Below are 18745 nucleotides of genomic sequence, written 5' to 3'. Positions count from 1 at the left end.
GAGCTATCAGGTCTTCCTGTGACGCATTAATAAATATGCACAGATTATATCAATTTTTTCTAAAGATAAAACTTTTTCTGGTTATCGGAAATTAAGTGGTACAATTTGTTCCGTTAGCTTATCAGGTCGAGAAAGTACTTGGCATCAGGATTATTTGAATCTTTATGCAAGGCGGCAGAAAATGCTTTCAGGCTGCCGGGCATATCCCCGTGCTGTGAGGCAATGAGGCCAATGATGACATCCACTTGCGGCAGGTCTCCGTAATTGCTGCGGATGAGTTCAGCCCTGCTATGGGCATCATCAAGGTTCTCCTGAATGACCATGTTCTTGGCCAGATTGTAGTGATAGGCCAGTTCATAATCCGTATTAAATGGCTTGTGTCCTTTTTCCACTTTCCAGCCTACTGAGGGAGTACGGTCAGAGAAATTGCAGTAAGAGCAGGCTTCGAGAGGAAAGCGGGAACGCCAGAGCACAAAGTCATGGTAATCGAAATTTTTCAGGTCATAGGACATGTGCGGACAATTCCTGAATCCTTCGCTGAGCATTCCTTCAGGGGCGAAGCGTTGGTAGCCTCCGGCACCGCAGCGGTGCACAGTCATATCGCGCAGCAGGGCCATGCAGTGAGAATTACCGCAGAACCGCTTTACTTCCCTTGGCTGGTCAAAGGTTTCCAGTTTATTGAAAATGGATTTTTGCGGGAACTGAATGCGGACATGAGGGTTGTATTCTTTGATCAGCATGGCTATGCGGTATGCTTCGTCATAGCCGCCGAGCCGTTTTTCAATGGTCGGGTAACGGGAAATTTTGACCAGCGACATCAGTTGCCAAAGGTCCTTATAGGCCCGCACAGCATCTTCGGAAAGCCAGAAACCGTTGCTGGTGATGACCATGGGGCGTTTGTATCTTTCGTAGATCTGGAAAGCGAAGCGGGTGATATCCGAATGCAGGAAAGGTTCTCCGCCCATGAGAGAAATTGCTCCTAGGTGGAAGCGGTCTCCAGTGAGGATCTCAAGGCCGGGAAAATAGTCACTGGCCTCGTATTCCTTTTCCGGGCAGAAAGGGGAATAATTATGGCACCAACGGCAGTTATTGTTGCAGTGGTCGACTGTATGGATTTCAACGTATGGTATATCAAACATGACTTGCTGTGCGGTTGCCTTTTTTATAGATTATAGTGTGATAACTGCTTTAGATACATACTCTCAATCCGGTTCTACTGCAAGAACTGGGTATTTTTTAAGAAGCCGAAACGAATTTATGGTTAACGGAGATATACGATGAAGGAAATTAGCAGAGAAATTTTCAGGGCCTACGATATTCGCGGTGTTGTAGATCAGGATTTTGATGAAGAGTGGGTTGAACGTCTCGGTCGCGCGTGCGGTACATGGTTCCGCTCCAAGGGGTGGGACCGTGCTGTGCTGGGCCATGACTGCCGCCATAGTTCCCCTGCTTATCAGCAAGCCGTTGGCCGGGGGCTGAATGCTTCCGGTGTGGACGTGCTTTTCCTTAATCTTATCCCTACTCCGGCACTGTATTTTGCAGCAAAGAAGCTGAACTACAAAGCCGGGGTGATGATAACCGCCAGTCACAATCCGCCGGAATTCAACGGCTTCAAGGTCTGGGGCGGCGAGACTACCATTCATACCGACGATATTCAGGAAATCTACAAAATAATAGAGTCCGGTAATTTTGCTGAGGGCAGCGGTATGGCTTCCTATCATGATATCGTGCCCTATTATATTGAAGACCTGCTTTCAGATATTAAATTGGAGCGTCCGGTTAAGGTTGTGCTTGATGGCGGTAACGGTGCAGGAGGGCATATCGCTCTTAAGCTGCTCCGTCAGGCAGGTGCTGAAGTAATTCCGCAATACTGTGAACCGGACGGCGATTTCCCCAACCACCATCCTGATCCGGTTGTTGCCGAATATATGGGCGACCTGTTCAAGGCCGTTGTGGAGCACGGAGCTGAAGTGGGTATCGGTCTTGACGGTGACGCCGACCGTATCGGGGCTGTTGATGAACGGGGGAATCTTGTACCCGGAGACAGGCTTGTGGCTCTTTATGCCCGGGAAATGCTGGAGCGTAAGCCCGGTGAAATTGTGGTGGCCGATGTGAAATGCAGCCATCTGTTGTTTGATGATATTGTCGAGCATGGCGGTAAGCCGCTTATGGCCCGCACCGGCCATTCTGTAATGAAGGCCAAGATGATTGAAACCGGAGCCGGACTGGGCGGAGAGATGAGCGGGCATATTTTCTTTTCCGACCGTTTCTATGGTTTTGATGACGGGCTGTACTCTGCCTTGCGTTTGCTGGAGATTCTTTCCCGTTCCAAGGAACCTGTTTCAGGCATGTGGGACGGCTGGCCGCAGACCTTCTTTACCCCGGAGCTGCGAGTTGAATATCCCGAAGAAATCAAGTTCAGGCTGGTTGAGAGGGCGGCAGAGGAACTTGCCAAGGATTACGAAGTCATTGATATCGACGGGGTTCGCATAGTCTTTGAAGGAGGCTGGGGCCTTGTTCGAGCCTCTAACACTCAAGCAGCTCTGACCTTGCGTTTTGAAGCATCTTCTCAGGAGCAGCTCAGGGCGATAAGGGAGAACGTAGAAAAACTGCTTGATCGATTGGCCGCAGAGCTTTGTGCATAGCGGCCATTTTTACAGGAAAGCAAATACTTGCTACCATAAGGACTTGAAGGTAAGCCTTTTCATCTGATTTAAACACCAAGCAGAACAAGGTATAATCCATGGCATTGTTTATTAAGCCCCAAGGAAAAACCGGTACGGAAAAGTTTTTCAGGATGATCGGGATGATTGTCGTTCTCGGTCTTGTCGTCTACGCCTTTTGGATGAACAACCAGTCCACGCTGGAAAAGATACAGGCTCGTAATGCCCTCTGGGATCAGACCAAGGTCTTGAATGATTCAGAGCGGGATTTCATTCAGGGATTCATCAGGAGCATGCGAGCAGAGTTCGGAGTGAAAGCCCGTGTGCAGATTATTCTTGATCCGATCACCGAACAGGAAGTCGATCCCAAGGAATTATTGATCGTAATTTCCCCGCCTGCTCAGGATGTGGGCATGTATTTTCCGGGCCTTGTGCGTCATGCCTTGGGTAAGGGATTTATTTCCGAGCTTGAAAACAAGCATTTTGAAAACCATTATTCTGATGAGGAGTGGCCCGCATCGCTCATGACCTGTCTGTCCATGATCTGGGAGCGACTGGTTGATGTTGATTCCAACCAGACTGTTCCTAAAGTTTATACAAATGGAAATAACAGCATACCTGACCCTGAATCATCAGCCCACAAGGAATAAAAACAGTTAATGTCTAAGAAGAAACTTACCATTTATACAGACGGCTCATGCCTCGGTAACCCCGGTAAAGGCGGCTATGGTGCTGTTCTCCTGTTCAACGAGCACCGCAAGGAACTTTCACAGGGGTATAAAAAGACCACCAATAACCGCATGGAGATGCGGGCGGTAATTGCAGCTCTGACTGAGCTTAAGGAACCTTGTGAAGTCACTCTCTATACAGACTCCCAGTACGTGAAGAATGCTTTTACCAAGAAGTGGATCGATAACTGGCAGAAGAACGGCTGGAAGACCGCCGCTAAGAAGCCGGTCAAAAACAAGGACCTCTGGTTGCAGTTCATTCCCCTGCTGGAGAAGCACGATGTAACTTTTCGTTGGGTCAAAGGTCATGCCGGGGACCCAGAAAACGAACGGTGTGACGACCTGGCCCGTACGGCAGCATCCTCCGGCGATCTGATTGAAGACGAAGGCGCATAGACAAAAAAACGGGTTGGAAGATTAATCTTCCAACCCGTTTTTTGTGCTATTTTATAACATTCGCAATATCGTTGTAGATTGAAGTCTTCTTAACAAAGTCAGGCTTGCCGTCCATACTGGTATCTACGGCTGACGCATCCACGAAATCAATGCCCGGCAGGTCTGCATTATTCACGACATCTCCAAGCCTGATTCCTGAACGTTCCTTATGTGCTAAAGCCAGCTTGTCGTCTCTGTTGGACATGTAGATTGTGATATGAGCGCTGGTGTTGTGCATCTTTGGCAGTATCATTGCCGCAAATTTATTGCGGTTGATGTCCGGTGCAGTGAGGATGAGTTCCCGGATACGGGACATGTTTTCGCGGCTTAATTTTAGCTTGGTTAGGGCTTCACATAGCGGTTCGCAACCCATATTGCTACCGATTAAGAATATGTTTTCCGCTGTGGATTCTTCTGTCACAACCTTTAGAAATTCAGTGAGCTGCGCAACGGCATAGTCCGCGTTTTGTTCATCCTGCATGTAATCGAGCTTATCTACCTGTGCGGGCCAGCTGAAAAAGAGCGGTGCGCCCTGATATTGCAGCTGATAGCTCATGCGTGCTGTGCGTTTTGCGGCTTCTGCAAATGAGATATTGAAGCCGTGTACGAAGATGAGGGCGGAATTCTCCGGATTCGCTGCCAAGCGTTTGGCGATAGATGTTTCAAAGGAGCGCTGGGGAAGCTGGCGGACATCTGTGACTTCATAGTTACGCGCCGGACTCAACCCGTAGGAGGTCATGGTAAAGCGTGATTTCTTGAGTTCCTTGGTTCCCTTATCGTAAGGTACGGTCACTGAACATGCGCCCCAACTAAGATCGCCCCGTTCCTCTCCGAAAGCTTTTGCGGGTACAGTACTTCCGCTGGGTTTGCGGTCTGTTCCGTAAAATAGTTCGATTTCTTGAAAAGGACGTTCTGTGGTGAGGGCCTTGGTCAGGTCGGCACTCCACTTGTTGAAGCTGTCGGTACTGCTTTTGGAACAACCGGAAATCAGGAGCAGTGAGACAAGAGTCAGGGCAATAGTTGCAGCTCTGGGAAGGAATATTTTTTTCATACCGGAGCGACCTCCTTTAATGTGCGCTAAGGATCAGACTTTTATGTCTAACCCTTATAACACAACAAAGGAATGCCGCAACCGGATTGAAAAAGTACTAGTTGTAGTTCGCTATCCAGTTATGGGGAATGGACCAGCAACCGTTCTGTGCTGAATCAACAAGGGCATCCAGCAGGCGGGCAACTCCGTATTCATCACAGGCGGGAATGTGCAGATCGGCTGCAGGCAGTGCTTCGGGGGCTGCGTTGGCAACTACGGCACTTAAGCCTACATGGCCGAACATGGTCAGGTCGTTCTCGCTGTCACCGATGGCAATTGAGTTGAGGTCGGACCAACCCGCTTCTTTCATGATCTGCATCATGGCGGAATGCTTGCCGTGACCTGCGGGACCGATTTCAAGGAAATCCTCGGCAGTGCGAACGCAGCTCATACCGTATTTTTCGGCAAGGTTGCGGACCATTTCGCATTGCTCGGTCTGGTCGCGATGGGAAAAGGTAAGAATCTTGATGGCGCTCTTATCGCCCGGAGTAGGGCCGGTTTGGGGCAGGGTTTCGCCTACCATGACAAAGTCATTAAGCTCTTTGGGAGTCAGTTCCGCACGGGTCCAGATGCCGTCGCTTACATAGGTGGCGTAGTTGACGTTTGCTTCAAGTAACGCGTCTTCTATGGCTTTGAACGTGGTTACTGTTTCTCCGAAAACTTCAAGTTTTCCGTTTCGTACAATGACAGATCCGTTAACACCGGCGTGGGGAGTATGGTCACCTACACTGCTGATCAGGTGCGGAACGCTGATCATATGTTTTCCGGTGATGAGTGAGAAACGTCCGCCCGCTGTGGTGTAGCGGTTGATTGCATTGAGGGATCTGCGGTCGATGGTTTCACCCGGTTTGATCAGGGTGTTGTCGATATCGCAGAAAATCCATGGAAGAGTCTTGCCCTGTGCGCAGGCAATAGTTCTGGTAAAGTCCTGCTGGTTCTGGCGGGAGTAAGGCAGAGTCTTGCGTGCGATGGACGGTGGTACGGAATCAAGGCCGAATCTGTTTTCAAGTTCAACGATGCGCTGGCCAAAGGAATATGATTCTCCCACAGGCGAGGTTCTGAAATCGCAGTAGGCTACTGCTTTGTAAATGGGGCAATCATAGTTGGGGCCGGGAAACTGAGAGTATATTTCCTTCATTTCAGGCATGCTCTCAATTTCAACCGGAGTGCTGGAATGCCAGAGGACAGCCATAATCAGGTCTTCCGGGGCATTGCAGTGGGCAAGGTAGGCCGCACCGTCAAGGGGATGAAATCCGGTCTTGTTCAGCTTTTCGGAATAGCCCACATCATGGAAAAGGGCAGCGGTTACTACTTTCTCCGCAGTTGCAGCATCGTAGTCCATCTGGGCAGCAAGCCTGCGGGCAGTTCTACAGGCCTGACGCATGTGTGCCAGCCTGGTTGAATCTGCCGGAAAAAAAGAAGCCGCAAGTTCGTCAGTAAGGTTTTCAGATACTGGACCAAGCGGTTCAGGGAAAATATTTTTCAGAATAGAAGATATGTTCATAAATAGCTCCATTTGCCGCAGATAGCGGCGAAGCCTAATAAAAAGGTTTTGGGATTCTTAAACCCTTTGCAAAGGGTTTAAGCCGCCGGAGGCATATGAATTCGTAATTATTGCGACTGTAAAGTCAAGCGACATTTGGGTCGCAAAAAGATAAAGGCCGCTGGGAAAAACTTCCAAGCGGCCTAAAATATTCGTATTTGCGTTTTCGTTTTTAATTAACTTTTTTTTCGGTTTCGAAAACAAGCTTGTCGAAAACACCGTTGATATCAAGATGGGTGGTGTCCACGAGGATAGAATCTTCGGCGGGCTTGAGCGGAGCTACCTTGCGGTTGCGGTCCTGATCGTCGCGGGCGGCGATTTGTTTGATCAGTTCTGCCATCTCTGCGGGCTTGCCCATATCCTTGAGCTGTTCGAATCTTCTGCTGGCGCGTTCTTCGAGGTCTGCATCAAGGAAGAATTTGCAGGGTGCCTGCGGGAAAATGACCGTACCCATATCTCTTCCCTCGGCAATGAGGGAAGTGGTCTCGCCGATGGCACGCTGGGCAATTTTCTGATATTCGCGCACAGCCGGGATCTTGGCCATATTGGAGGCCCACATGCCTACTGTTTCGGTGCGGATTTCATCGGTCAGCGGAGTACCGTTCAGGCTCAAAGTAGAGTCGGAACCGCTGCCGGAGAGGGTGAACTCAAGGCCCTTAAGAGCTTCGTCAAGCTTGTCTGCATCCCAGTCCCAAGCTCCTTCGCCTAGTTTCCAGGCGGTTCCGCGGAACATGGCTCCGGTATCGAGATAGGCGATCTTAAAGCGGTCGGCCAGCCGTTTGGCAAGGGTGGATTTCCCCACACCGGCGGGGCCGTCCAAAGTTATGATAAAAGGTGTGTCCATTAAAGGACCTCCTTAAGTGTTTCTAAGAATACTTTGTTCTCGTGGTCAGTTCCCATATTGACCCGGATGTATTCGCCAAGGCCGAAGCTCTTAAGCGGACGTACAATGATGCCCCGTTTGAGCAGGTCTTCAAACACATCCATGGCATCGCGGGTGGGCTTGAACATAATGAAGTTGGCTTGGGAATCAAGTACTTCACAGCCCATTTTGCGGATTTCTGTTGTGAAAAGTTCACGGCCGCGCAGAACCACGTCTATTGTTGTATTGAAAAATGTTTCGTCTTCCAGCACGGCAATGGCAGCTTCTTCGGCCAGCAGGTTCACGGTAAAGGGCGCACGGGCACTCTTGATGTAATCTGCAAGCTGCTGGCTCATGATGCCGTATCCGATGCGCAGTCCGGCCAGACCGTATGCCTTGGAGAAAGTACGGGTCAGCACGATGTTGGGGAATTCTTCCAGCAGGGGACGCATGTCGTATCTTTCCGCCGGACGGGCGAATTCTATGTATGCTTCGTCAATGACCAGCAGTGTCTGTTCGGGGATGGAAGCTGCCATTTCGCGCACTTCATCAACAGTAACAGCCAGCCCGGTAGGGTTGTCCGGAGAAGTCAGGAACACGAGTGCTGTTTTCTCACTGACAGCGGCGGTAAGTGCCTTGAGAGGCTGCTTGTGACCTTCTTCGCGGGGAATCTGACGAAAGTTTACTGCACAGAGATGGGACATGAGACGATACATGCTGAAGCATGATTCGTAGGTTATGACTTCGTCCTGTCCGGGATTGGCCTTGATGCGTACCAGCAGGTCGAGGACTTCGTCTGAACCGTTGCCGCTGATAATCTGTTCTTCGGAAACACCGGTGCGTTTGGCAATGGCTGCATTCAAGCGCGGGTTGCCGTTATGAGGGTAGCGGAAAACCGAAGGAGCATGACGGTTAATGGCTTTCTGGGCCATGGGGGATGCGCCCAGCGGGTTTTCGTTGCTGGCGAGTTTAATGACGGTGTCGAGACCGTATTTCTCTTTAATTTCCTCGATGGTCAGGCCCGGTGCATAGGGCTTTGAATCCATCATATCAGAACGGACTTTGATGGCGGACATGCTGGAATCCTCGATAGATGTGATTGATTGTGATGCGCTGCGCGCTTTTTGAATAAAAGATGCCTTCGGCGTCCCTGTCGCGGCCTAATAAAAACAGGGACAATTTAAAAATGAAGGTCCGGTTTTATTAGTTTGGAACGGTGAATTTGTCAAAATATACTGCAGTTGACAGCTTAAAGTCATGGAAGTAAAGATTTTCTTGAAGACAAAGTTATTTTAAGGAGATTTTATGTTTATGAGATCATTGGAGATTGTACCGCAAGTTGCCGACAAAAGGTAGCAAGCTGGTAGCAGAATGATCTGGTTCTGCCTTGGCAGAACATTATGATTCTATCAGAGGAACATTTCTGTTTCCTTTCCGGCTTACGCCGCACCGGAGCTCTGGTTCGAGTTCCGCCTCTATTGCTGTTCCCAATTTTTGTCGGTGACATACCATATGTGATTCATGCCTGTTTTTTATATTTCAGGTTAATGGACAGGTGCGTTTTTTGGCTTTGTCCGCCTGAAAGAAACATTCAAGTGAACATTTCTGAGTCATGGTGGTTTAGTATATGCTGGGCTGTCATGTTTCAGATTATCAATAAATGGTAACACCAAATGATGAATATTTTAGAATTAGCAGAAAGCTTATCAAATCAAACAAAACTCAAAACAATGGGCTGGTCTGATTCATTTCAGGAAATAGTTTCTGACACGGATATCCCGGCAAGGGTCGTTAGCGTGAACAAAGATATCTTTCTTGTGAGTCAGGGCAGTGAGGATATACAGGTAACACTTTCCGGAAAGGTGCGTCACAGGACGGGGGAGGCGGATTCTGAAAAACTGTTTCCTGTTATCGGTGATTGGGTTCTCTTGCGGGATGTCGTGATAGACAAGGTTCTGCCCAGACGCAATGCGCTCTCGCGCGGTGCTGCAGGGGGACGTGGCAAGAGTCATGATGTTGCTATGAAAGAGCAGATCATGGCTGCCAATCTGGATACGGTGTTCATTGTTTGCGGCTTGGACCGCGATTACAATGTAAGGCGTATCGAGCGTTATCTGACTTTGGTATACAACTGCAATTTATCCCCTGTAATAGTCCTGACAAAAGCGGATTTACATGAAGATCCGCTGAGCTGCGTAGATGAGGTTGAATCCGTTGCCTTCGGCGTTCCCGTCCATCTCGTGTCTGTTGATGATGAAAGCGGGGTTTTGGAGCTGGAGCAGTACCTGTCTTCGGGCAAGACTGCGACCATGGTTGGTTCGTCCGGGGCTGGCAAGTCTACGCTCTTGAACAGGCTTTACGGCAAGTCTGTGCAGCAGACAGGAGCTGTCAGCCAGAGTGTGGGCAAAGGACGGCATACCACAACTGGACGTGATTTGATTGCCATGCCTCAAGGTGGATTGCTGATAGATAATCCGGGGATTCGCGAAATTGCGTTCTATTCCGAAGACGGAGGAGTCGAAAGCTCCTTTGCTGACATTGAAGATTATGCCCTCTATTGCCGGTTCTCGGATTGCGATCATTTGAATGATCCCGGCTGTAACGTGCTGCAGGCCGTAGCGAGTGGTGAGCTTTCTGCGGAACGGTTGGAAAGCTATCGGAAAATGAAACGAGAGCTTGATTATGTCTCACAGCGACAGCACAAAACTGCCGACCGTATCGAAAAAGAGCGTTGGCGCGATGTTGCTATGAAAATCAAAGCTGTTAATAAAAATTGGAAACGAAGATAGATTTGGTTTGTCTCGAAAGAGATGAATCATGACATGGCGGTCATGCCGAAATAAATCATATTTATTTTAAGAATTCATGACCGCCCGCTCATGTCAGTCACACCGAAATAAATCATATTTATTTCAAAAAAAACCAAGCCCCCCGCTCATGGCTAAACGGGGGGCTTTTTTGAGGTTAGTGAGGTCGACCTTTAGATCGGGGTGATGATCTTAAGGTCCGTTATAAGGTTTTGCCTAGGAGGGTCTGACAGTCAAAACAGGGCTCTTGGCGGACTTAACCACCTTTTCAGCAACTGAACCGAACAGGATGCGGTCGATTCCGGCACGTCCATGGGTTCCCATGACGATCATGTCTGCATTCTCGCTTTCAGAAATAGCTATAATTTCTTCAGCTGCATAACCGGTAACAACCTTACCGCTGACAGTTACATCCTTAAAATTCTCGGTGATGAAAGTTTCCATTGTCGAGTCAGCACCAGTTACAATTTCGCCAACGAAATTTTCAATGGAGCTGGGTGGTACATGGAAACCCACATATTGATCCAGTGACGGAGCCACGTAAAGGCAGATGATATCTGCTCCCAGAGTCTTTGCCAGGGTGCTAGCGTATTCTGCTACAACGGGGCTGTGATCCGAAAAGTCCACTGCACAGAGTATCTTCTTGATTTCAGCCATATGCTACCTCCATAATGTTTGTGCATGGAAAGAAAGTGCATTCTAAAATTTCTTACTTCAAATGATATCTGATTATTACCGACATGGACAAGCTTTTTCTTATACTTTATCCTGCAGGAGGAAAAAATGTCTTACTGTGGTTGAATACAAGCATGAAGGGGCAGTTTTTTCCGAGCTTATAAGAAATGTAAAGTTAGTTAAATCAGCCTATTGAGTGAAAGTCTAGACTTTGGCAAGGTCATTGCATAGTGTTGGGTGAAACCAAAGGCTGAGGAGTATAATATGAAGATAAGTCCTGAACAGATTGAAGCCTTAAAGCTGCAACAGCAGCAGGAAAACAAGGCAAAGAAGGTTGACGGGGCAGCGTTCGGCGAATTCCTTAATCAGGAAGTTCAGCAGGGTGCAGCGCAGAAAAACAGCGCAGCATCAGCACCGCCGGTGCCGGGTCTTCAGGTCAATCCCCTGTTGCAGGTGCAGCAGGCCGCTCAAGTTCAGCAGACCGCTCAGGTCAGCGAAAGTGAGTTTGTCGGCAAGGTGGAAGACCTTTTCGGAAAGCTTGAAAGCTATGCCCAGCAGCTCGGTTCCTCTGCGGAGGGCGGGTTGAAGCAGGCCTATTCGACTCTTGAAGGTATTCAAGGTGGAGTTGAGTCCCTCAAGAAGGATTGGCCCGGTGTGCAAAGCGAGAATCCGGAACTCGGTTCCATCGTATCCGAACTGGAAACTGTAGCCGTGACCGAACAGATCAAATTTAACCGGGGAGATTACGTATAGTCGCTCATACGTAATCTTCCTGCGTAAGATCTTTTCTTACGCGAGAAAGCCGCTTATCCTTATTTGGGTAGGCGGCTTTTTAATGTTCTGTGATCGATAACTGTCCGGCTCTGTGTTCGATAGCTGACGGAAGTTTTTGAATTGTCTTTTGAGATGGATAATGTTTGTTGTTTGAGATCAACATGGATTTCCGAACACAATAAAGAAGCCCCCTGCCTCGTAAGAAGCAGGGGGCTTTCAAGTTCGGTAATCAATCAGTGACTAGTCTTCAGTAGTCAACTGGCCGACTTCGCGCTTAACGTCTGTGGCAATCTTGTAAAGGAAAGTCAGAGTCAGTGCGCCGAGTGCGTAAACCATGAATGAAATCATGAGCTCTTTACCGGTGGGCCAGTAAACAGTGATTTCATTGAAGGGGTTCGGTGTGAAACCACCGATCAGCAGGCCGAGACCCTTATCAATCCAGGTTGCGATAACGAGGATAGCGAGGGACCAGGGCAGCAGCTTCTGGTTGTAACGCAGTTTGGGCGGAATGAGCAGTGCGAGGCTGAGAATAGCGAAGCATGCTGCAGTCCACATCCAGGGTACCAGTTCGTGGTGGCCGTGGCTACCGGCGAAGAGGTATGCGATGGAGTGGATATGTCCGGGCATATTGGAGTAGAATGCGGTGAAAACTTCAAGCAGGAAGAAGAAGACGTTCACGCACATTGCGTAAGTGATAATAGTTGTGAGAGTTCCGATTGCGCCTTTGCCGGGTTCGTACTTGGTGATCTTGCGCACGAGGAAAACCACGAGCAGCAGGATAGCAGGTCCGGAGCAGAACGCAGATGCCAGGAAGCGGGCAGCCAGAATGGCGGTGAGCCAGTAGTGGCGGCCGGGCAGACCGGCATACAGGAACGCGGTAACGGTGTGGATGGAGAATGCCCATACAATGGAGGTGTATACCAGAGGCTTAACCCATTTAGGATGGGATACGCGCTGGCGGTCACACTCAAGGCAGGTCCAACCGATTACAACGTTCAGGATCAGGTATCCGTTCAGAACGATCATATCCCAGAAGAGGATAGAGTTCGGAGTCGGATGGAAGATGATGTTAAGCATACGCTGGGGCTGTCCAATGTCGACGATGATGAAACCGAGACACATGACAACGGCAGCAATAGCCATGAATTCACCCATGATTACCATGCCTTTGAACTTCTTGTAATGATGGAAGTAGTAAGGCAGTACGATCATAACACCGGATGCGGCGAGACCGACAAGGTAGGTGAACTGTGCAATATAGAAACCCCAGGAAACATCACGGTTAAGACCGGTGATGGTCATCCCTTCCTGAAGCTGGGTCAGATATGTGCAGAAACCGGCACCGATTATGAGCAGCAGGAAACCAATCCAAGCCCAGTATTTCGGTCCGCCTTTAAAAGCTTTTTCGAGCATATCAGGCTTCCCCCTAAATGATGTAGTAAACGCCGGGCTCAGTGCCTGCGGTTGGTTTTCTACGGATGGTGAAGTTCTCACGCAGGGCCTTTCTCACATTAGAGTTGGGGTCCTGCAGATCGCCGAAGATGATCGCGCCACCTGATTTTTCTGAACATGCGGGCAGTTCACCCACAGCGAGACGCTCAACGCAGAAGTTACATTTTTCAACAACACCGCGCATACGGGTGGGGAACTTCTTGTTGATCTTGTCCATGTCCAGATGGGTTCTGGGATCCATGAAGTTAAAGCTTCTGGAGCCGTAGGGACATGCAGCCATGCAGTAGCGACAGCCGATGCAGCGGTGGTAGTCCATCGCTACAATGCCGTCAGGGCGTACAAAGGTCGCCTTTGTGGGGCAAACGCGTACACAGGATGGGCTTTCGCAGTGGTTGCAGAGCAGGGGGAACCTGCGTTTTTCCTGAGCTTCGGAGGGGAAGTTGTTCTCCTGTTCGGGGAACACTTCACCGTAAGAACCGGACCACATCCATTTAACGTCCTGCTCGGATTCGATGGTAGGCACGTTATGGATATGGTGGCAGGTTTCAGCCAGAGCTTCAATTGCTTCTTCAGTATTCAGTTTGCGGGTGTCGATGACCATTGCCCAACGCTTTGCGTGGAGGGAATTGTCATTCACAGCTGCATGAGCTCCACCGCCGGGTGCACTGGATGCCATGGCAACAGTGGGGGCGATGCAGAGTCCGGCTGCGGAGAGGCCTGCAAACTTAAGGAAGTTTCTTCTACTCTGTTTCATTATTTAGCCTCCTTGGGAGGTACGTGGCAATCCCAGCAGTAGGGAGTTACACTCGCATCAACGTGGCACTTGTCGCAGAACTGTTCCTTGCTGGTGTGGCACTGCATACAGGTGTTCTGAAGGCTGATGGTGTATTTATCGCCTTTAGCACTGATGTAAGTCCTTTTGCCTTCGCGAAGAGCCATATCTCTCCACTGGTCAAGAAGCTTCATGTGGTTCTCACGCATATTCTGGGTGGGAGCAACACAGATTTTAGCATTCTTGGGCAGTTCTACCTTCGGCTCTTCATAGCTTCCGCCGATGTTGAACCAGAAAGGCATGGACACCAGGCCGAGGAAGATAACCAGTCCGGTTATAATTTTTCCACCGTAGTGCATGATTTAACCCTCCTTCCCGGGCAGAGGATTCATACGAAGGTCTGTTTCCCTTTCTTTTTCGCCGTCAAGGATGAGGGCGTTACCAACCAGCTCGTGAACACCGCAGACGTCTACGCCGGGAGCCCAGTAGTTGGCCAGGGGAAGCAGGGTCGCACGGTCAATAGCGCAGATGCAGGAGAGCATGTTTACATCATGCTGTTCCTGAACAGCTTTAAGTGCGTTACCGCGGGGCAGGCCGCCGCGCATGCGGATTTCCATGATTTCGTCAGTGTTGAGGCCGGAACCGCCGGCGCAGCAGAATGTCTGCTCGCGGATGGTCTGTTCAGGCATTTCAAAGAAGTTCTTGACGACATTCTTGATAACGTAACGAGGCTCGTCCATGAGGCCCATGGCGCGGGCGGGGTTACAGGAATCGTGGAAGGTTGCGCGAATATGGTCGTTCCTGCTGGGATCAAGTTTCAGCTTGTTGTGCTTCATGAGGTCAGCAGTGAACTCGGTGATGTGAACCATTTTGGTCTGGCGTGCGTTTTCAAACACGGTACCGGTGATGGGGCTCACGGGAACCTGAAGGTTGTTCGCGGGACCGTTCATGGTATCCATGTACTGGTTGATAACACGCCACATGTGGCCGCACTCACCGCCGAGAATCCATTTTGCTCCGAGGCGATCTGCTTCGGCGTACATCTTGGCGTTCAGTTTCTTCATCATATCAGCTGAGGTGAAGAGACCGAAGTTACCGCCTTCAGATGCGTAGGTGGACAGGGTGTAGTCAAGTCCGATGTGATCGAACAGCATCAGGTAACCCATGAAGGTGTAGATGCCGGGATCAGCGAATACGTCACCGGAAGGAGTAATGAAGATAACTTCATGGCCTTTTTCGTTCATGGGAACGTTGATGCGCTTGCCGGTGATTTCTTCGATATCGTCGACCATGAAGTCAACGATGTCTTTGAATGCGTGGGGCTGGATGCCGAGGTGGTTACCGGTACGGTTACAGTTGGAAACCGGCTCAAGGATCCAGTTGATGTTCACACCGCAGAGGTGAAGCAGTTCACGTGCCATCATGGTGATTTCCGCTGTGTCGATGCCGTAGGGGCAGAACAGGGAACAACGGCGGCACTCAGTGCACTGGTAGAAGTAGATAAACCACTCTTTGAGAACATCTTCGGTCATGACTCTGGACCCGGTCAGGGTAGAGAGAATCTTACCGGCCATGGTGAAGTCCTTGCGGTAGATGGAACGCATAAGTTCCGCACGCAGGACGGGCATGTTCTTGGGATCACCGGAACCGATGAAAAAGTGACACTTGTCAGCACAAGCACCACAGCGAACACAGATGTCCATGAATACTTTGAGTGAACGATACTTATCGAGTCTTTCCTTGAAACCTTCGTGGACGATGTCCTGCCAGTTCTCAGGAAGCTTCCAGTCAACATCAGCGGGATTCCATTCACGCGGGTTGGGGAAGCCGAGATACTCGAGTTTTTCCGCTTTTGCGGGGTAACACCAGTTGCCCGGAGAGGTATCTACCGGGGTGTCCATCCAGCCTGTGGACGGTGGTGTATAATTAATGCTTTTAAAAAGCTCATCAGCTTTTGGGAGGTCAGCCATGTCAACTCCTCATCAAAAGATATTTAAGGTCTGTCCGGCATAGGTCTTATAAGACTCTCTATGCCTTTTTTTCCACCGGGAGACCCGCTTCAATCATTACTTCCCTGAACTCATCTTCATAAGCTTCATAACTATGAGGCTTGATGTTGGGATCGTTCCAGGGGTTCTCATGATGGTTGATACGGGTATCGTTGGGCATGTTCCTTGTGGGAGACAGGAATACGCCGCCCGCGTGCATCAGCTTACTGAAGGGGAAGTAAACCAGCAGCACACACACGAGGAAGAGGTGGATGTAGAACACCACGCTCACACCTGCGGGAATAACGGGGCTGAAGGTTACAAGACCCATGGTCAGCTTCTTGATGGCCATAATGTCCACGTGCGCAAAGTAGCGCATGTAGATGCCGGAAAGGGCAATGCCGATGATGAGAAGCAGCGGGAAGTAGTCGGTAACCAGAGAGATGTAACGAATTTTGGGATCCTTGAGTCTGCGGCCGAGCAGGAAGCCGAGGCCGGCGAGAATCAGGAGGTCTGACATGTACAGTCTGGGAACACCGATCTGCATGATACCGTCAACAAATTCAACGAAGCCGATGCAAGCGGGCACAGGTTCGAAGAAGAGTCTCATGTGCCTGATCACGATGAGCAGGAATGAGTAGTGGAAGAGCAGGGAGAACAGCCACAAATATTTAGATGAGGCGTAAGTTACTCTTCCGTCCTTGAGTTCTACTTTGGTGTTCCTGAAGAGGGAACGAAAGCAACAGATCTCAAGAACCATACGGATAAAAGTTTGACCCGGGGTCACGGGGTTGTCAAAGCGGTCATGCTGGATAAAATCCAGAGACTTCTGCTGTCCGCCCGTGGTCGGGATACGGAAAGGAACCGGGCTTTTGGCCCAGCCAATAATCCGGTTGGCAAAGCCTACCAGAAATACGGCAACCGCTACATACGGTAACAGAGTGCCGAACAGTCCTGCCATGTGCGCGGACCCCACTCCGAAGAGTGCGATGAGCACCAGGGCAAAAACTAAAACGAGTGAGTACAAAGCGTTCATCTACCTTCACCTCGCTTATACGTTTGGCTTCCTTTAGGAAGCCGGCCACTACACCTGTCCGGCCCCTTTGGCCGAAACGTCCTCGATTTTGTTGACCCGCCGAAGGAGCATGTGATGTGATCTTTTGACTTCATCAATTCTCATTTGCGCAATCAAATCCCTATTCTTGGTATAGATGTCGAACGCGATAAGCCCCAGATTATCAATCCGGGCCTCAAACGCGAGCAACTCATCAAGTTTGCCTTCTTTTTTCAGTTCCTCCATGAACTCGTCTCTCAGGAGTTTCTTGAAAAGGAAGACAAAGCTTAAAGCTTTGGATGGTGCAAAATCCTGAACCGTTCTGATTTTGATCAGTTCATCAAGGGATTTTGCAAGATCGTCGGCACTTTTCCATTCAAGGATAAGGTCAAAAAGTTCGCCGGTGACCTTCTTGATGGTGACCCCGACAGGGTTGGTAAACTGGTCATTATTTGACTTCCAAACTTCCTGTGTTTCCTTAGGATAGGAAGAAAGAACCAGATCATACCACTTAACTGTAAGGTCTTCTTTTCTTTCCGACAATTTTTGTACAAGACTCATGTTTATTACCTGTATTGTAAACAATAATAAATTTCAGGCCGCTACACAGTTTTTTGTGCAGGGTCCGGAAATATAGTTTGGCTTGGAAAACAACCAAAAATGTGAATTCTGTCACACTGTGACTAACAGGACGATATTCCAGATACCCAGTGATTCGTCAAGGGGTTTTAGGCCTTAGTCCGGCTATCAGATGGTATGAAAATCATTGTCAAACTGGGCTTTTCTACTTGATATGGAAGTGCTTCTCCGGTGATTGTGAATGCTCAACCTTCCCCTGTACGGGAAGCAACCCTCTTTGATACTTAGCTTTGTTGTCAGCAACAAAAAAGACCAACCGTCCCGGTGTAGATATCGTCACACCCAGAAAGGAATGTAAAATGTCAGAACCGTTAATTTTTTATCCGCAGGGTTGCCGTCGTGCGGTTTTTCTCCGTCGTTACAAACGTTTTACTGTGGAAGCGATGCTCGATGGTGAAGTTGTCGGCGTGCATACCAATAATACCGGATCAATGCTTGGGTTGCTGCGTGAAGGGCATGAGATCTATATTTCCCCGGCCCAGAATCCCAAGCGCAAGCTTAAGTGGACCCTTGAAGCAGTTATGCCCTTTGGTGAAATGATCGGGGTTAATACCGCGGTGCCAAACAATATGCTGCAGCTGGCTTTTGAGTCCGGGCAGTTGCCTGAAACCAGTGGGTATACAACTATCAAACGCGAAGCGAAGGTCGGCAACAGTCGTCTTGATGGTCTATTTACTGATGATTCCGGCAAACTTCCCAAGCTTTGGGTGGAGTGCAAGAACGTTACCCTGGTCGAGGATGACGTTGCATGCTTCCCGGATGCCCAGACTGAGCGAGGCCGCAAGCATCTTGTTGAGCTTATGGATCTTGCTGCTAAGGGAGATCGGGTGGCGTTGTTTTTCTTTGTGCAGCGCAACGATGGGGATTGCTTTGGTCCCGCAGATTTTATTGATCCAGAGTATGCGGAGTTATTTTATAAGGCCCTAGATGTAGGGGTGGAGTGCTGGGCCTATGAGGCTGTTATAAATGAGCAGGGCATAGGTATTGGGCGGAAATTGCCTTTGGCCGCCTGTCGATAGGTTTCATTGCTTTGCTAGTGGCAAAACGTGGAAAGCCCTTGCATACGATCGTTCGCATGCAAGGGCTTTCCGGCCTCAATGGTGTTGAAATAGGGCGAGGCGTCCGGCACGGACCGGGTTAATCCGGACCGGACGCCCTAGGAGCAGGATGCCGAAATTTTTGCCGGGAGGGTGGAGCTCCCGGCCAGAAACCAGACTCGGAGTAGCTTGCAATCTGATGGTAGATGCAATCAGCACGGATTCG

General features: G+C 49.6%; 18 protein-coding genes. 6 read left to right on the top strand and 12 right to left on the bottom strand.

What is annotated here, in order from left to right; all coding sequences use genetic code 11:
- Positions 1 to 113 precede the first annotated feature (113 nt).
- Positions 114 to 1139 carry a radical SAM protein gene (locus tag ACKU40_RS14680; RefSeq protein WP_320173544.1) on the bottom strand — a complete coding sequence of 342 codons (1026 nt, stop codon included), beginning with the start codon at positions 1137 to 1139 and terminating at the stop codon, positions 114 to 116.
- 138 nt (positions 1140 to 1277) lie between these two features.
- Here ACKU40_RS14680 and ACKU40_RS14675 point away from each other — a divergent pair, with 138 nt between their 5' ends.
- The 3 genes from ACKU40_RS14675 to rnhA all read left to right on the top strand — a co-directional run bounded on the left by ACKU40_RS14675 (position 1278) and on the right by rnhA (position 3787).
- Complete coding sequence (locus ACKU40_RS14675) at positions 1278 to 2645, top strand: phosphomannomutase/phosphoglucomutase (RefSeq protein ID WP_320173543.1); 1368 nt, start codon at positions 1278 to 1280, stop codon at positions 2643 to 2645.
- A 98-nt stretch (positions 2646 to 2743) separates the two neighbouring features.
- A complete protein-coding gene (locus ACKU40_RS14670; protein WP_320173542.1) occupies positions 2744 to 3313 on the top strand; it encodes a TPM domain-containing protein in 570 nt (189 codons plus the stop codon).
- A gap of 9 nt (positions 3314 to 3322) precedes the next feature.
- Positions 3323 to 3787, top strand: a complete 465-nt coding sequence (gene rnhA / locus ACKU40_RS14665) for a ribonuclease HI (RefSeq protein ID WP_320173541.1) — start codon at positions 3323 to 3325, stop codon at positions 3785 to 3787.
- A gap of 46 nt (positions 3788 to 3833) precedes the next feature.
- Here rnhA and ACKU40_RS14660 read toward each other — a convergent pair whose 3' ends face one another.
- From ACKU40_RS14660 to hisC, 4 genes are all read right to left on the bottom strand, one after another.
- Positions 3834 to 4877, bottom strand: a complete 1044-nt coding sequence (locus ACKU40_RS14660; protein WP_320173540.1) for an alpha/beta hydrolase — start codon at positions 4875 to 4877, stop codon at positions 3834 to 3836.
- Positions 4878 to 4974: 97 nt separating this feature from the next.
- Entirely contained in the window at positions 4975 to 6420 is a 1446-nt protein-coding gene (locus tag ACKU40_RS14655; RefSeq protein WP_320173539.1) for an HAD-IIB family hydrolase, read from the bottom strand.
- Between the two features lie 211 nt (positions 6421 to 6631).
- Complete coding sequence (cmk, locus tag ACKU40_RS14650) at positions 6632 to 7303, bottom strand: (d)CMP kinase (RefSeq protein WP_320173538.1); 672 nt, start codon at positions 7301 to 7303, stop codon at positions 6632 to 6634.
- Positions 7303 to 8397, bottom strand: coding sequence for a histidinol-phosphate transaminase (gene hisC / locus ACKU40_RS14645; protein WP_320173537.1), 1095 nt, complete (start codon positions 8395 to 8397; stop codon positions 7303 to 7305). The genes cmk and hisC overlap by 1 nt, the downstream gene beginning before the upstream one ends.
- A gap of 597 nt (positions 8398 to 8994) precedes the next feature.
- On the opposite strand from hisC, the gene rsgA reads away from it, so the two are divergent.
- Positions 8995 to 10110 (top strand): ribosome small subunit-dependent GTPase A, encoded by a 1116-nt coding sequence (gene rsgA, locus ACKU40_RS14640; RefSeq protein WP_320173536.1) that lies wholly within the window; start codon positions 8995 to 8997, stop codon positions 10108 to 10110.
- Between the two features lie 234 nt (positions 10111 to 10344).
- Here rsgA and ACKU40_RS14635 read toward each other — a convergent pair whose 3' ends face one another.
- A complete protein-coding gene (locus tag ACKU40_RS14635; protein ID WP_320173535.1) occupies positions 10345 to 10785 on the bottom strand; it encodes a universal stress protein in 441 nt (146 codons plus the stop codon).
- 282 nt (positions 10786 to 11067) lie between these two features.
- On the opposite strand from ACKU40_RS14635, the gene ACKU40_RS14630 reads away from it, so the two are divergent.
- Positions 11068 to 11556, top strand: a complete 489-nt coding sequence (locus ACKU40_RS14630; protein WP_320173534.1) for a hypothetical protein — start codon at positions 11068 to 11070, stop codon at positions 11554 to 11556.
- Between the two features lie 261 nt (positions 11557 to 11817).
- Here ACKU40_RS14630 and dsrP read toward each other — a convergent pair whose 3' ends face one another.
- The 6 genes from dsrP to ACKU40_RS14600 are packed head-to-tail and all read right to left on the bottom strand — an operon-like array spanning position 11818 to position 17404.
- The gene (dsrP, locus tag ACKU40_RS14625; RefSeq protein WP_320173533.1) at positions 11818 to 12990 is read right to left on the bottom strand and encodes a sulfate reduction electron transfer complex DsrMKJOP subunit DsrP; all 1173 of its coding nucleotides are present in this window, start codon (positions 12988 to 12990) and stop codon (positions 11818 to 11820) included.
- 13 nt (positions 12991 to 13003) lie between these two features.
- A complete protein-coding gene (gene dsrO / locus ACKU40_RS14620; protein ID WP_320173532.1) occupies positions 13004 to 13783 on the bottom strand; it encodes a sulfate reduction electron transfer complex DsrMKJOP subunit DsrO in 780 nt (259 codons plus the stop codon).
- The gene (gene dsrJ / locus ACKU40_RS14615) at positions 13783 to 14160 is read right to left on the bottom strand and encodes a sulfate reduction electron transfer complex DsrMKJOP subunit DsrJ (protein WP_320173531.1); all 378 of its coding nucleotides are present in this window, start codon (positions 14158 to 14160) and stop codon (positions 13783 to 13785) included. The genes dsrO and dsrJ overlap by 1 nt, the downstream gene beginning before the upstream one ends.
- Before the next feature lie 3 nt (positions 14161 to 14163).
- A complete protein-coding gene (gene dsrK / locus ACKU40_RS14610) occupies positions 14164 to 15771 on the bottom strand; it encodes a sulfate reduction electron transfer complex DsrMKJOP subunit DsrK (RefSeq protein WP_320173530.1) in 1608 nt (535 codons plus the stop codon).
- A gap of 58 nt (positions 15772 to 15829) precedes the next feature.
- Complete coding sequence (gene dsrM / locus ACKU40_RS14605) at positions 15830 to 16825, bottom strand: sulfate reduction electron transfer complex DsrMKJOP subunit DsrM (protein WP_320173529.1); 996 nt, start codon at positions 16823 to 16825, stop codon at positions 15830 to 15832.
- Between the two features lie 48 nt (positions 16826 to 16873).
- Positions 16874 to 17404, bottom strand: coding sequence for an RsbRD N-terminal domain-containing protein (locus tag ACKU40_RS14600; RefSeq protein ID WP_320173528.1), 531 nt, complete (start codon positions 17402 to 17404; stop codon positions 16874 to 16876).
- 377 nt (positions 17405 to 17781) lie between these two features.
- Here ACKU40_RS14600 and sfsA point away from each other — a divergent pair, with 377 nt between their 5' ends.
- Complete coding sequence (gene sfsA / locus ACKU40_RS14595; protein ID WP_320173527.1) at positions 17782 to 18501, top strand: DNA/RNA nuclease SfsA; 720 nt, start codon at positions 17782 to 17784, stop codon at positions 18499 to 18501.
- Positions 18502 to 18745 lie beyond the last annotated feature (244 nt).

This window comes from Maridesulfovibrio sp., assembly GCF_963666665.1.
Lineage (GTDB): Bacteria > Desulfobacterota > Desulfovibrionia > Desulfovibrionales > Desulfovibrionaceae > Maridesulfovibrio.
Note: the sequence above shows the minus strand (reverse complement) of the source record. Positions and strands in the feature narration are given on the sequence as shown.

Bases quoted from the DNA above. Each gene is read 5' to 3' on its own strand.
- ACKU40_RS14680 (WP_320173544.1), bottom strand. From the start codon at position 1,139: ATGTTTGATATACCATACGTTGAAATCCATACAGTCGACCACTGCAAC.
- ACKU40_RS14675 (WP_320173543.1), top strand. From the start codon at position 1,278: ATGAAGGAAATTAGCAGAGAAATTTTCAGGGCCTACGATATTCGCGGT.
- ACKU40_RS14670 (WP_320173542.1), top strand. From the start codon at position 2,744: ATGGCATTGTTTATTAAGCCCCAAGGAAAAACCGGTACGGAAAAGTTT.
- rnhA (WP_320173541.1), top strand. From the start codon at position 3,323: ATGTCTAAGAAGAAACTTACCATTTATACAGACGGCTCATGCCTCGGT.
- ACKU40_RS14660 (WP_320173540.1), bottom strand. From the start codon at position 4,877: ATGAAAAAAATATTCCTTCCCAGAGCTGCAACTATTGCCCTGACTCTT.
- ACKU40_RS14655 (WP_320173539.1), bottom strand. From the start codon at position 6,420: ATGAACATATCTTCTATTCTGAAAAATATTTTCCCTGAACCGCTTGGT.
- cmk (WP_320173538.1), bottom strand. From the start codon at position 7,303: ATGGACACACCTTTTATCATAACTTTGGACGGCCCCGCCGGTGTGGGG.
- hisC (WP_320173537.1), bottom strand. From the start codon at position 8,397: ATGTCCGCCATCAAAGTCCGTTCTGATATGATGGATTCAAAGCCCTAT.
- rsgA (WP_320173536.1), top strand. From the start codon at position 8,995: ATGATGAATATTTTAGAATTAGCAGAAAGCTTATCAAATCAAACAAAA.
- ACKU40_RS14635 (WP_320173535.1), bottom strand. From the start codon at position 10,785: ATGGCTGAAATCAAGAAGATACTCTGTGCAGTGGACTTTTCGGATCAC.
- ACKU40_RS14630 (WP_320173534.1), top strand. From the start codon at position 11,068: ATGAAGATAAGTCCTGAACAGATTGAAGCCTTAAAGCTGCAACAGCAG.
- dsrP (WP_320173533.1), bottom strand. From the start codon at position 12,990: ATGCTCGAAAAAGCTTTTAAAGGCGGACCGAAATACTGGGCTTGGATT.
- dsrO (WP_320173532.1), bottom strand. From the start codon at position 13,783: ATGAAACAGAGTAGAAGAAACTTCCTTAAGTTTGCAGGCCTCTCCGCA.
- dsrJ (WP_320173531.1), bottom strand. From the start codon at position 14,160: ATGCACTACGGTGGAAAAATTATAACCGGACTGGTTATCTTCCTCGGC.
- dsrK (WP_320173530.1), bottom strand. From the start codon at position 15,771: ATGGCTGACCTCCCAAAAGCTGATGAGCTTTTTAAAAGCATTAATTAT.
- dsrM (WP_320173529.1), bottom strand. From the start codon at position 16,825: ATGAACGCTTTGTACTCACTCGTTTTAGTTTTTGCCCTGGTGCTCATC.
- ACKU40_RS14600 (WP_320173528.1), bottom strand. From the start codon at position 17,404: ATGAGTCTTGTACAAAAATTGTCGGAAAGAAAAGAAGACCTTACAGTT.
- sfsA (WP_320173527.1), top strand. From the start codon at position 17,782: ATGTCAGAACCGTTAATTTTTTATCCGCAGGGTTGCCGTCGTGCGGTT.